Source organism: Bacillota bacterium (assembly GCA_013178045.1).
Lineage (GTDB): Bacteria > Bacillota > Ch66 > Ch66 > Ch66 > Ch66.
In genome coordinates, this window is sequence record JABLXP010000005.1 from 102,107 (window position 1) to 115,158 (window position 13,052).

Genomic DNA, 13,052 nt, shown 5'->3' on the forward strand with positions numbered 1-13,052 from the left:
CTGGAAACACAACCTGCACTTATTATAACATAGAAAAACCTGGTCGTAAACCCCTAAGTCAGAGTGCGAACGAACCCAATGGATCTAGACGTTGATATTAGAAAGAAAATCGCCTAAACCAGGCGATGTAGTACTTGGAGATAGATAGCGCACTCTAAACGTTTTTTTGTCAACGCACATCCCAGTTGATAAGGGGTAAAAATGTTATCGTTAAACGCCACCGCATTGGCATGACAGCCACCGCTGCAGTAGAACCGCGCCCAGCACTGCCGGCAAGCCGGCTTTCGGTAAATATCTGCCCCGCGGAAAATGGCCACCAGATCTGTTCTCACCAGTCCCCCCTCCAGCAGGTTGCCCATTTTATACCCTTCTCGGCCGATGAACTGGTGGCAGGGATAGATGTCTCCCGTTGGAGTAATTGCCAGGTATTCATGGCCGGCCCCACAACCTGACAGACGTTTGGGCAGGCATGGCCCACGTTCGAGATCGAGATTAAAGTGGAAAAAGGTAAATGGTCGGCCTTGTTTTCGTGTTTCCTCGTAATAACGGGTTAACTCCGTATACTCGGCAAATAGCCGGGGCAGATCATCCAGCCGCAGCCCGTAATTGGTACCCGCAGGGGCCACCACCGGTTCCAGTGAGATCTGATCAAAACCCAGCCCGACCAAGTGCTTGACGTCTTCGGCGAAGTCCAGGTTATATCGGGTGTAAGTCCCACGGATATAGTAGTTCTGGTAGCCGCGCGAGGCGACAAATTCAAGGAGCAGTGGCAACAGCTCCTGATATGTCCCACTACCATTTGCTTTGACGCGCAGTCGATCGTGAACAGCCTTTCGTCCATCTAAACTAAGCACGACACTGACCTGCTCATCATTAAGATACTGTTGGTTTTCACTGTTTAACAGCGTCCCATTGGTCGTGAGGGTGAACCTGAACTCCTTGTTTGTCTCTCGTCCGCGCTGCCGGGCATAGGCGATGATCTCCTTGACTACGGCCATGTTGAGCAAAGGTTCACCGCCGAAGAAATCAATTTCGCAGTGCCGGCGGGCCTTGGAGTGGGCAATTAAAAAATCAACAGCCGCCTGCCCAACTTCGAGCGGCATTAATCCCCGCGGGCCACCAAAGTTCCCGGTCGTCCCAAAGCAATATGCACAACGAAGATTGCAATCGTGCGCTACGTTGAGGCAGAGCGATTTAACCACCGGCTCATCGTGGTTTATCCGCTCAGGAACATCATCAAAGCTAAATAAGACCCTTTCGTTTTTCAATTGCTGGAGCTCCGCTCCCACTTCCTCGATTTCTCCAACCGAATACTTCTTTTCAAGCGCTTGTCTGGCCTGTAGCCAATTGCCCCTGGTCTGTTCCAGGGCATCAAGGAGATCCCAGGTGATTTCATCAATCAAGTGCACTGAGCCGCTGTTAACATCCAGCAGGATACGGTAGTCGTTGAACTGGAACTTATGGATGCCGCTGTTGAAGTCATAACCTTCTATTTGGAGCATACTTACCTCCGCAAAAAAATAATCCCCTTAGACCAGGAGACTACGAATGAACCCGCGTCTAAAAAGAGGATATGCTCGAAAGGCATTAGTTTCGGTTCTGGCAGACCTGGTTACCGACCGTGCAAGAAGTCTTGCAGGCTGATTGGCAGGAAGTTTGACACTCACCGCAACCGCCGGATTTACTGGTTTCGGTTAACGAGAACTTAACTACGGGTTGAATGTGGACAGTTTTCTTTTCCATCACGCACAAACCTCCTCTTAGAATTGCAGATAGTATTATATCATACTTTAGAGACCCCGACAATCCACCCGATACTAAGCAGCATCAGCGCCAATCTGGTTGTTCCACGTGGAAATATTTCTAGATTAGCATTCAAAATGACTAAGGGGATGATGACCAAAAGAATTACCATGAGCCCAAACCCGCGCCGTCGTTCGGGGGGTATCCGTCTAGCTGCCAGCCGCCCGCCCAGCCAAGCGATGACGATCAAGGCCAAATAGGTTAAGGCTTTCTCCAAACCGACCATGGCGTTAGCTCCTTTTATAAAAGTGAATAGGGAGTGAATAGGGCGCTTTTTAATTGTACCAGGGTTTAGATAACAGGGCAAGCGTTTCTAACCAAGAAAAAAAGAGAGCACCTCCTGCCTGGCCAGCTGGTTTAAGGTAAGACAAAAACACTTCTTAACCTGAACTTCAGGAAAGAAGTGTTTTCATTGTGGAGCGGAAAACGGGATTCGAACCCGCGACACCCGGCTTGGGAAGCCGGTGCTCTACCACTGAGCTACTTCCGCACGTATTATCCAGATTTACGGATTTTCAGTCCGCTGCTCTACCAACTGAGCTACTGAGCCGCCATAAAATTTAAGAGAAGATGGCGGAGCTGACGGGAGTCGAACCCGCGATCTCCTGCGTGACAGGCAGGCATGTTAGGCCACTACACCACAGCTCCGTAAAACTAAAATTCCTCCTGGTGGGCGATGACGGGATCGAACCGCCGACCTCATGCATGTGAGGCATGCGCTCTACCGACTGAGCTAATCGCCCATGGTGACCCGTAGGGGATTCGAACCCCTGTTGCCGGCGTGAAAGGCCGGTGTCTTAACCACTTGACCAACGGGCCAGATATTATTAGATAAAGATGGTGAGCCATGGTGGACTCGAACCACCGACACCCTGATTAAAAGTCAGGTGCTCTACCGACTGAGCTAATGGCCCACAAAATGTGTCTCACAGTGATATATATTACATGATGGGAAAGCGCTTGTCAATAACCTCTTTTTCCCATTTTCCATGGGTTCGCCAACACTTTAGTATACCTCACCCCGGACGATCGTCTGGTCACGTTTGGGTCCCACCGCCACCAGACTAATCGGCGTTCCGGTCAATTCCTCAATTCGCCGCAGGTACCTCTGGGCATTTACCGGCAGATCTTCGAACCGGGTCACCCCGGTAATGTCCTGCTGCCACCCTTCCAGGGTCTCATAAATAGGTTCACAACCGGCCAGGGCCTCCAGGCTCTCCGGCAGTTCGCGCAAGACTTCGCCGTTGTACCGGTAACCCGTACAAATTTTGATGTGCGGCAGGTCATCAAGGACGTCCAATTTCGTGATGGCAATCTGGTCAAGCCCGTTAACCCGGGCAGCGTAGCGCAGAATGACTACATCAAGCCAGCCGCACCGGCGGGGTCGACCGGTTGTAGTCCCATATTCACGGCCGCGCTGGCGGATCCGGTTGCCCAGCTCATCAAACAACTCGGTCGGGAAGGGCCCCTCCCCTACTCGGGTGGTATAGGCCTTGGCCACCCCAACCACCCGGCTGATACGGGTAGGTCCAACCCCCGCACCAACACAGGCGCCACCCGCGATTGGATGCGAAGAGGTCACGTACGGATAGGTTCCGTGGTCAATGTCCAGCAAGGTACCCTGAGCCCCTTCAAACAGGACTTTTTTGCCGGCCACAATGGCATGGTCAATAACCACCGAGGTATCAGTTACATGGGGACGGAGTCGTTCGGCATAACGCAGATGGTCTTCTAGCAGTTGCTCATAATCAAATCCCGGTACCCCGTATACCTGTTTAAACAGGTGGTTTTTTTCTTCCACGATTCGCTTCAGTTTGGACGCGAAGACATCCTTATGCATTAAATCAACCATTCTCAAGCCAACTCTGCCAATTTTATCCATGTAGGCTGGCCCAATCCCCCGTTTAGTCGTGCCAATCTTGTAGTCTCCGCGGCGTTCCTCCTCAAGTTCGTCAATCCGTTTATGGTAAGGCATCAAGATTTGCGCCCGGCCGCTGATCAGCAGGTTTTGCACGCTGACTCCTCTAGCCTCTAATCCATCAATTTCTTCAATTAAAAGCTGCGGGTCTACGACAACCCCGTTACCAATCACACAAACTGTTTTGGCATACAAAATGCCGGAAGGAACCAGGTGAAGACGAAATTCCTGATCACCAACCACGACGGTGTGACCCGCGTTACTACCGCCCTGATAACGAACAACCAGGTCTGCCTGTTCCGCCAGGAAATCAGTAATCTTACCCTTACCCTCATCTCCCCACTGCGCTCCGATTAAGACCACTGCTGGCACTCGTAACACCTCCGCTAAGCTGATCCAAACATAAATAATGACTCAACCGAGAACCGCATGGCTTCCCATTGAGTCAGGACAGATTTTTACTCCCAGGACAACTTCGTGTATTTATAGTTTTTCCGGCCAACTCTACTTTATGTTGATCGGATCGACCATCTCTATCTTACCAGGCCCGCTGACCAGTGTCAATAAAAAGGGAGCCAACATTAACCTGGCTCCTTGGCCAGATTAAAAAATTTGGTGTATTCCTTTAAAAAAGCAAGTTCAACCGTACCAACCGGCCCGTGCCGGTGCTTGGCGACGATAATTTCGGCGATATTCTTTTTTTCTGATTCGGGAAAATAATAATCGTGCCGATAAATAAACATTACCACGTCAGAGTCCTGTTCCAGTGCGCCTGATTCGCGCAGGTGGCTCAGATTAGGCCGCTTCTCCTGAGTCTGTTCCACCGCCCGGCTTAACTGGGATAAAGCCAGAATAGGCACATTCAGCTCTCTAGCCAGACTTTTTAGCGAACGCGAAATCTCAGAAATTTCCTGCTGGCGATTCTCTGCCCGGCGGGGTCCCTGCATCAATTGCAGATAATCCACCACTACCAGGCCAAGCCCTTTTTCGGCTTTAAGCCGTCTGGTTTTCGCCCGCATTTCCGCCACACTGATGGCCGGGGTGTCATCAATGTATATCGGTGCTTCTGAAAGCGGTCCAACCGCTTCGACCAGTTTTGTCCAATCAGACTCCAGAAGCTGACCTGTCCGCAAACGGTTCTGGTCGATCATCGCCTCACCGCACAGCATCCGCTGCACCAGTTGCTCCTTCGACATCTCCAGGCTGAAGATGGCCACCGGCACCCGCTGTCTGATGGCGGCATTCTGGGCAATGTTCAGAGCAAAACTGGTCTTGCCCATACCTGGCCGGGCAGCCAGCAGAATCAGCTCGCTTGGCTGGAGGCCGGCCAGCAGTCGATCCAGATCGGTAAAATAAGTGGGTACCCCGGTAATGCTGCTTTTCCTTTCGTACAGCCGCTGCAGTCGGTCAAAGGTTTCCAGCAAAATATCGTGCACCGGCGCGAAAGGCTGCCCCACGCCGCGTTGAGACAGTTCCACAATCATCCGCTCGGCTTCATCAATGAGATCAGTAACCTCAATATTGCCTTCATAACTCTTTGAACTGATCCGCGAAGAGATGCTGATCAGACCCCGCAAGAGTGCCTTCTCAACCACAATTTTGGCGTAATACTCCGCACTGGCCGTCGAGGGTACGCTGTCAGCCAGCAGAGTGATGTAAGCCACTCCGCCTACTTTATCCAGCGCATTTCGCCGTCGCAATTCATCCGTGACAGTAATGATATCAATTGGTTCGTTGCGCTCATGGAGACTGATGATCACCTCGTAGATAACGCGGTGAGCGTCCCGGTAGAAATCATCCGGACGAAGGATGCCTTCGACAACGCTGACCGCGTCCGCGTCGAGCATCATCGCGCCTAAGACCGATTGCTCGGCTTCCAGGTTTTGTGGTGGGATTTTGTCAAACGAGACGCTCAAAAGGGAACCCTCCTACAATCAGTTTACCCCACTAAAGGCTGTTCTTGAAGGCAGGAGAAAACGTGAGGCATGGCCTCTTCAATACTGCCGATACCGATCACCTTGACCCCTTTCAGCCCAACTGGAACATCCTTCAGGTTTTCCCTGGGTACCAGAACGGTGCTTACCCCCGCCTGTTTTGCCCCATAGATTTTTTCGAAAACTCCACCCACGGGTTTAACCCGACCCTGAATCGAAATCTCACCCGTTACCGCCACGTTCTGCAAAATCGGGAGGTTCTTGACCGCACTCATGATCGCTAACGTGATGGCCATTCCCGCCGAAGGGCCATCGATCCGCCCCCCGCCGACCACGTTGACGTGAATATCGTAATTACCCAGATCCTCCCCCGTCAGTTTGCGCAGTACCGAAGTGGCATTGAAGACCGAATCTTTGGCCATGCTACCCGCAGTGTCATTAAACCGTACGTATCCTTTTCCCCTCTCCCTGGCGGGGAAGGCTACCGCCTCAATTTCCAGGACTGAACCCACATAACCGGCTACTCCCAGACCAAAGATCTTCCCAACTTCTGCATTCGTGGTCGCCTTGCTGGTGACAAAGGGAGACAGGCGGGAGATCTGGAGAACTTCGTAGATGTGCTGTTTGGTTATAATAACCGGCTCCTCCGTTCCCTGGCCCGTCGGTCGCTCCTTCGCACTTTTCTTTTTTTCGTATAAGACCAGACCATAAGCATCAGCCAGGATGTTATTGGCTTTCCGTCCCTCGATCGTGTACTCACTGATGATCTCGGCAACGCCCGGCTCCAACCGGATCCCTAATTTCTGCGCAGCGTTTCGCACAATCTCCTGGATGTGGGGTGGGGTGAGAGGCTCAAAATATATTTCCGCACAACGAGAACGAATCGCTGGATTAATCTCCGCAGCGTCCCGGGTGGTCGCCCCGATCAGGACAAAATCTGCCGGCGCCCCTTCTTCAAATATTTTCTTGATATACTGCGGAATATTGGCGTCATGGGGATCGTAATACGAAGATTCGAAGGTGACCCGCTTGTCTTCCAGGACTTTTAATAATTTATTCTGCAGAATGGGATCCATTTCCCCGATTTCATCAATAAACAGGATCCCGCCATGGGCATCGGTAACCAACCCGAGTTTCGGTTCCGGTACGCCAGTTTCCGCCAAATCGCGGCGTGCCCCCTGGTAAATCGGGTCGTGGACCGAACCCAGCAGCGGATTCGTTACTTCTCGTGGGTCCCAGCGCAGAGTGGTCCCATCGACCTCGATAAACGGAGCATCCGGGCTGAATACTGAACCACCCCACTGCTTTACCGCTTCCAACGCCAGACGGGCCGTGGTAGTTTTCCCGACTCCCGGTGGTCCATAAAGCAGAATGTGCTGGGGAAACGGAGCAGCCAGCTTCGAGACCAATGCTCGCACCGCACGTTCCTGTCCCACAATCTCGTCTAACGACTTGGGCTTCAGAAGCTCAATCGCCGACTGGGTTAACCTGGTCTGGTTTAACTTTTCCAACCGCGCCAACCGCTTGAGGGTTTGCGCATTCTCTGGCCCAGTATGTTCTTTGACGATCTGCATTTTGATGTCTTTGACATACTCTTCATACCGCTGTTGCATTTTTTCATTGATCTTTTTCTCGATCTTATCTTCGACCGAACGCCGGGCAATAAAATCGGCCAGTTCCTCTTCAATCTGGTTGATAATACCCGGTAGTTGGGCGTACTTGGGCAAAGTATCAATTGTAGGATCGCCAAACACCAGTTTCTGTAATCCCAGGACACGTTCTTCCAGGATCCCCGACCGCATCAAATCCAGGGCCTCCACCTTGCTGGCCTTTAGAATCAGCTTGTCTGATCCATAAAGATTCGCTAGCAGGTTGTACAGGGCACCGACCTGACGTTTGAGTTGTTCTTCTTCCGTAAGTTTATCGGCAAGAACGCTCTTTTGACTCAGGAGTTTATCAATAAAGCCCTTCACTTTTTAGTACCCCTTTCTATCCTCAGAGTGTACTACTGAATCTGATTTTGGTTCCTGCGGAGCGCAAGGGGAACAAACATCTTACTCGGGAAGAACTTCTACTTTAAAAGTGCTCTGAACTCCCGGGTAAAGCCTGGCCACAACCTGGTATGTACCAACAACCTTAATCGGGCCTTGCAGTTCCAGTTTCCGTTTATCTATATTCAATCCAAAATCCTTAACCAAGGTTTCGGCAATTTCCTTGGTGGTCACTGAACCAAACAGTTTGCCCGATTCACCCGTCTTGGTGCGGAAACGGACCAGACGCCCTTCCAGTTTTGCCGCCAGGGCTTTGGCTTCCTGTAATTCTTTTTCCTTTTTGGAAGCAGCGATTTGCTTTTGCACCTCCAGGTCCTTCACTCTTCCCGCCGTAGCCTCAACCGCCAGCCGCCGGGGCAGTAAAAAGTTACGGGCATAACCTTCCGCTACTTCTACCACGTCGCCTTTACGGCCGATGTTCTTGACGTCTTGCTTCAGAATAACTTTCACGGCTTTTCCCCCTCCTTAAAATTCTCTTGCAAGATCCGCATGAGGCGAACCCGGGCCTCAGCCGGGTCAACCCTGGATAATTGAGCCGCCGCCACGTTCAAGTGCCCACCACCACCCAGTTTCTCCATTAAGAGCTGAACGTTGATCTCCCCCTGTGAGCGAGCGCTGATGGCCACTCCATCAGATGTTCGACAAATGACAAACGAGGCCTTAACCCCATCAACATTTAACAGGGCGTCGGCCGCCTGCGCCGCCGTCAACTGGGGCTGGGGAATGAGTTCATCATAGGTACTGACGGCAATGCCATCAAAGACAAGCTCTGTATTCTTAATAATTTCCGCTCGCCGGACCACCGCGTCCAAATCATCCCGCATAAACTCCTGGATAACAGTCGGGTCCGCCCCGGCACGGCGCAAGAAAGAAGCCGCTTCAAAGGTCCTGGCCCCGGTGTGGGCAGTAAAATTCTTGGTGTCCATAATAATCCCCGCCAGGAGCCCGGTGGCCTCCAGTTTCGTAATCTCTACCTCTTCCCCCAGGTACTGCAGGAGTTCGGCTACCAGTTCGCTGGTTGAAGAGGCATAGGGCTCCAGGTAAACCAGACTGGCTGTATCAATAAATTCCTCCGACCGCCGGTGGTGGTCGATGACCACAATGCTTCCCGCCAGTTCAAGCAGCCGGGGTTCAATCAGCAGGGTCGGGCGGTGGGTGTCCACGACAATCAGCAGGGTATCGGGTTTGGTGACACGTAATCCCTCATTACCGCTGATTAAAACCCCGCGGTAGTTTTCGTTTTTATTGATCAGATCAACCATTTTCTCCAGAGCATTTAAATTATCCAGTACGATGTGGACCGGGCGTTCAAAGGCACTCACCACTTTTGCCAGGCCCAGAGCTGCCCCCAGCTCATCCAAATCAGCCCCTTCGTGCCCCATGATCACCACATTGCCCGCCTCGCGGATCAGGTCGCGCAGGGCAAAAGCGATTACTCTGGCCTTGACTTTAGTGCGCTTTTCGACACCCCGTGACCGACCACCGTAAAACCAGACCCGCTCCGGGGTCTTGATCACCACCTGATCGCCTCCCCGTCCAAGAGCGATATCCAAGGCTGATTGTGCCAGGCGCGCTAGATCAACCGCTGTTTCTTCCCCGGCCCCCAGACCAATACTTAAGGTCACTGGCATCTTGTTACCCAGGTTGATCTCGCGCAGACGGTCGAGGATTTCAAAACGGTTTTTCTGACAGTCCCGCAGTGATTGGGCACTCATGATCACCAAGTAGCGGTCTTCCGCGAACTTGCGCAGGTAGCCCTCCAACTGGAGCGTCCATTCGGAGAGCAGCCGGTCAACCGCCGCGATCAGGACGGGTTTTTGATCTTCTTCGAGGTTCGCCAAAACCTCTGCCAGATTGTCCAACTGCAGAAAGCCGATGATCGGGCGCTCGTCCAGATAACGCTGGGCGGCCAGAACCTGTTCAGTTACATCTTCCAGGTAGATGATCCGTCGGCCCCATTCCTTCTGGCCAAGCCGGCCCAGCGTCGCCCGGTAAATTTTATCCCGGATGGCGATCTGGGAACTGCTTAACTCCTGATACAAGTTAGTCTTACGAAAACGCAATTGGGGCAGGTACTGCCCGATCCGCCCCCGCAATGGGCCGGCCTGGTCCAGGATGCGACCAAACTCATCGTTATGCCAGACAATTAATCCATTGGAATCAATGATCGCCGTCCCAATCGGCACTTGTTGAATTATTTCCTCGGTTAAAACATTGACTTTCGTTTCCAGGGCACTTATTCGTTCAAGAAATTCGGCAGTCCGGCCGCGGCGCTCATGCCACCAAAAGATCGCCTCGAGCAGAAAGACAAAGCTAGTCACTGCCGCCCAGCGCCAGGAATAATATCCCAGGACGCCAATCACCAGTAAGTGGGCTAGCACCAGACAGAGCAGCGGCAGGGCTGACAGTTTTCGTCCCATCCCATCTTTCCGTGGCACGCTTATTGGATCTCCTTTCTATCTGCCTACGACTGACGCCTTAACTTTCGATAGTCAAACAAGGGGTCAAACAGCCCCAAGAAAATAAGCATCATTACCGTGACCCGTAGATACAGAACCGCTACGATCAGCAAACCATACTTGGCCAGTTTGGGTATGCGGCTGGTCTGGTAGTAATAAGTTACCACCGACAAGCCGAAAACCAGGAGAAACGGGGCATATATCACCAGGATATTCTGCCCAATCGTTACCAACCAGGTGGCTTTCAGGTAATCTCCACCTAACCAGGCCGCGAAGCCCAGGATGACTCCCCAGGTCAGGTACCAGGGCAGTTGCCATTCGCGGAAAGAAGCTACTTTGGCCACGGGAATGCGGACCCGTTTCAGCACCGCGTAAGCCGCGAAGTAGTTCACCACCGCCGCCATCGCCGCACCGGTAATCAACATGCCAGGGAGCAGGCGCAACAAAAGATTGACCATTTGTACCGTCATTTGGCGAAGCATCTCTTCGGAAATGCCCTGGTTGGCATACACCTGGAGCAGCCCCAGGCGCCGATAAAACTCAATCGTTGGGTTAACATTGGCCTGAATTTGTTGCTGAATGTCGGTCCAACTCAAGCCTGTCATCAAAAATCCGATCCACATAACCGCAGCCATCGAAACAATGGCGATGGCTACGCCGACCAGCAGGGCCAGCCCCGGCATCAGCCGCCGCTTAAAGGCAACCCCGTAAAACAACCCGACCGCGCCAAACTGGAGCAGCAAAAATATAGCCCGGAGAGGATCGGAAAACATTAAGATCAGCAAACCGCTGACCAGCAGTGATAGGATGCCCAACCGTAAATCCTGGCGCACCACCAGCACGATCAGTGGGATCGTCCAGATGAGATCAACCAAACCCGACAATAATGGAAGATAAATCCCCACCAGGGCCAGCAATGCCGCCAGGGCCGCCAAAAAGGCCCCTTCCACCAGTGGTCGTGTCGTTGACCTTGAATTCAAACCCGTCACCTCTTCTTATTATTGACAAGGTATTCATACAATGCCGAAAGGTCTCCGTACCATTTCTCTACTTCGTGGGCCTCATGTATACTTAATTTAAGCTTGGTCTGAATCATTAAATCAAGACGGCTGAAGCTGATCCCGACTCGTCTCCCTAATATGTAAGCCGTAATCAGGATGCTCGCCAGGCCGTCTACGATCGCTTCTTCGCTACCCTTAAGCATGCCCTTAAAGAGAGCAGCCACGGCCTCAACCAGTTCTGCTTTCAACCATTCAATCACTCTGATATTTCTGGTGATATTGAATTCTCGCGGCGATGGCTCCACGGTGTTTCCCCCCTTGGCCCCTTCGGCAAACAGTCTTAAGGACTATTCGGCAAAAAAATAGGGTTTTCCTGCCTTTGAGAACACTTGGCACCCTCATTTTTCTTTCCGTAACAAGCAGATAATTCCTTTACCACCACTAGATCCACTGGGTATAATAAGCATAGCAAATTCACCTAGACTGGAATGGTAGCTAGATGCATTCAGAAAAGCTTCTTCAGTTTGTTCTGGACCACGGCTACAGCGGTTTATTCGGGTTGCTCGCCCTGGGAGTTTTTGGGCTGCCCATCCCCGACGAGTGCCTGATGACCCTGGCCGGTTACCTCATCTCTCAGGGGAAGCTCACCTACTCCTACACCCTCTTGTCCTCTTTTTTGGGCAGTATCCTCGGAGTAACAGTTACCTACAGCCTGGGCCGCTACCTTGGTCTGCCTTTGATTGAGCGGTACGGGAAATTTATCCGCGTCACTCCCCAGAAGCTCGGGACTATGCACAACTGGTTTGAACGATACGGCCGTTTTGCTTTACCGATCGGTTATTTCTTCCCGGGTATCCGCCAGCTGACAGCTTACTTTGCCGGCATGACCGAGATGCCATTCCAGAAATTTAGTTTTTATGCCTATTTCGGTGGGCTGCTTTGGGTTACCACGTTTATTACTTTGGGCACCCTGCTCGGGCAGGACTGGACAGCAATCACACTACTGGTTCGCCGCTACATTGCCCTCTTGATTATGGCTGGCATCTTTTGTATTGTTACGTTCAACGCTCTACGAAAACAGCCAAAACAAGTTACACGAGATGAGCAGGAAACTCAAGATAATTAGACAACAAACACTGCTATACAATCCCGGTTAAAATAACAGGGGAGCAAACGGTTTGCTCCCCTGTTATACTCTTGATTTTTTCTGGTTATTCGGCCGTAAACGGCAGCAGGGCGATATTGCGCGCCTGTTTGATGGCAGTCGTCACCTGCCGTTGGTGCTTAGCGCAATTGCCGGAAATCCGCCGCGGCAGGATTTTACCCCGCTCAGTTATGTACTTGCGGAGTTTATTCACTTCTTTATAATCGACGTGTTCCACTTTTTCTATACAAAAGCTGCACACGCGCTTGCGTGGCCTCCGCCCACGTTCACGTCGCATCAGGTTTTACCTCCTTACACCATTCCAGGTTAGAATGGGATATCATCATCATTAAAACTGATCTCACTACCGATATTACCCAGATTCGCTGCTTCGTTAGATGAACCTACCGTCTCCTTCGGGCTCAGGAAACGGACATTCTCGGCTACAACTCGGGCAATCCTTCGTCTCTGGCCGTCCGGGGTGTCATAGGGGCGGATTTCTAATCTTCCATCAACCGCCGCCAGCTTCCCTTTTGACAGATAATTAGCACAGAGTTCAGCCAGCTGGCGCCAGGTAATTATGTCAATAAAGTCAGTTTCCCTCTGCCCCTGCTGGTTGGTAAATGGCCGGTCAACCGCCAGGGTAAAAGTGGCAATCGCCACCCCGTTTGGAGTGTAACGGAGTTCCGGGTCCCGCGTTAAACGACCAATCAAAACGATCCGGTTCAGCATATAAACACCA

Annotated in this window: 13 protein-coding genes and 5 tRNA genes; 1 reads left to right on the top strand and 17 read right to left on the bottom strand. The window is 51.9% G+C overall.

Features of this window, described 5'->3' with window-relative positions; genetic code table 11:
- Positions 1-113: 113 nt before the first annotated feature.
- From scfB to HPY81_04745, 15 genes are all read right to left on the bottom strand, one after another.
- Positions 114-1,502 (bottom strand): thioether cross-link-forming SCIFF peptide maturase, encoded by a 1,389-nt coding sequence (gene scfB / locus HPY81_04675; GenBank protein ID NPV26755.1) that lies wholly within the window; start codon positions 1,500-1,502, stop codon positions 114-116.
- A gap of 85 nt (positions 1,503-1,587) precedes the next feature.
- Positions 1,588-1,743, bottom strand: coding sequence for a six-cysteine peptide SCIFF (gene scfA, locus HPY81_04680; protein ID NPV26756.1), 156 nt, complete (start codon positions 1,741-1,743; stop codon positions 1,588-1,590).
- A gap of 40 nt (positions 1,744-1,783) precedes the next feature.
- Entirely contained in the window at positions 1,784-2,029 is a 246-nt protein-coding gene (locus HPY81_04685) for a hypothetical protein (GenBank protein NPV26757.1), read from the bottom strand.
- Positions 2,030-2,218: 189 nt separating this feature from the next.
- Positions 2,219-2,293, bottom strand: a tRNA-Gly gene (locus HPY81_04690).
- Positions 2,294-2,374: 81 nt separating this feature from the next.
- A tRNA-Asp gene (locus HPY81_04695) sits at positions 2,375-2,451 on the bottom strand.
- A 19-nt stretch (positions 2,452-2,470) separates the two neighbouring features.
- Positions 2,471-2,546: transfer RNA gene (locus tag HPY81_04700), tRNA-Val, on the bottom strand.
- Position 2,547: 1 nt separating this feature from the next.
- Positions 2,548-2,622 (bottom strand) — tRNA-Glu (locus HPY81_04705).
- 19 nt (positions 2,623-2,641) lie between these two features.
- Positions 2,642-2,717 (bottom strand) — tRNA-Lys (locus HPY81_04710).
- Between the two features lie 92 nt (positions 2,718-2,809).
- Positions 2,810-4,093, bottom strand: coding sequence for an adenylosuccinate synthase (locus HPY81_04715; GenBank protein NPV26758.1), 1,284 nt, complete (start codon positions 4,091-4,093; stop codon positions 2,810-2,812).
- Between the two features lie 209 nt (positions 4,094-4,302).
- Entirely contained in the window at positions 4,303-5,637 is a 1,335-nt protein-coding gene (gene dnaB, locus HPY81_04720; GenBank protein NPV26759.1) for a replicative DNA helicase, read from the bottom strand.
- 23 nt (positions 5,638-5,660) lie between these two features.
- On the bottom strand, positions 5,661-7,628 hold the full coding sequence (lonC, locus tag HPY81_04725) for an ATP-dependent protease, Lon family (protein NPV26760.1): 1,968 nt from the start codon (positions 7,626-7,628) through the stop codon (positions 5,661-5,663).
- An 81-nt stretch (positions 7,629-7,709) separates the two neighbouring features.
- Positions 7,710-8,156: a 50S ribosomal protein L9 gene (locus HPY81_04730; protein ID NPV26761.1), complete on the bottom strand. Its 447-nt coding sequence runs from the start codon at positions 8,154-8,156 to the stop codon at positions 7,710-7,712.
- On the bottom strand, positions 8,153-10,144 hold the full coding sequence (locus HPY81_04735) for a hypothetical protein (protein NPV26762.1): 1,992 nt from the start codon (positions 10,142-10,144) through the stop codon (positions 8,153-8,155). Before HPY81_04735 ends, HPY81_04730 begins: the two co-directional genes overlap by 4 nt.
- A 26-nt stretch (positions 10,145-10,170) precedes the next feature.
- Positions 10,171-11,145 carry a YybS family protein gene (locus tag HPY81_04740; protein NPV26763.1) on the bottom strand — a complete coding sequence of 325 codons (975 nt, stop codon included), beginning with the start codon at positions 11,143-11,145 and terminating at the stop codon, positions 10,171-10,173.
- Positions 11,146-11,150: 5 nt separating this feature from the next.
- Positions 11,151-11,471 carry a hypothetical protein gene (locus HPY81_04745; protein NPV26764.1) on the bottom strand — a complete coding sequence of 107 codons (321 nt, stop codon included), beginning with the start codon at positions 11,469-11,471 and terminating at the stop codon, positions 11,151-11,153.
- Between the two features lie 194 nt (positions 11,472-11,665).
- On the opposite strand from HPY81_04745, the gene HPY81_04750 reads away from it, so the two are divergent.
- The gene (locus tag HPY81_04750; GenBank protein NPV26765.1) at positions 11,666-12,292 is read left to right on the top strand and encodes a DedA family protein; all 627 of its coding nucleotides are present in this window, start codon (positions 11,666-11,668) and stop codon (positions 12,290-12,292) included.
- An 85-nt stretch (positions 12,293-12,377) separates the two neighbouring features.
- Here the strand turns inward: HPY81_04750 and HPY81_04755 are convergent, their stop codons facing one another.
- Positions 12,378-12,608: a 30S ribosomal protein S18 gene (locus HPY81_04755; protein ID NPV26766.1), complete on the bottom strand. Its 231-nt coding sequence runs from the start codon at positions 12,606-12,608 to the stop codon at positions 12,378-12,380.
- 29 nt (positions 12,609-12,637) lie between these two features.
- On the bottom strand, positions 12,638-13,042 hold the full coding sequence (gene ssb, locus HPY81_04760) for a single-stranded DNA-binding protein (GenBank protein ID NPV26767.1): 405 nt from the start codon (positions 13,040-13,042) through the stop codon (positions 12,638-12,640).
- Between the last annotated feature and the right edge of the window lie 10 nt (positions 13,043-13,052).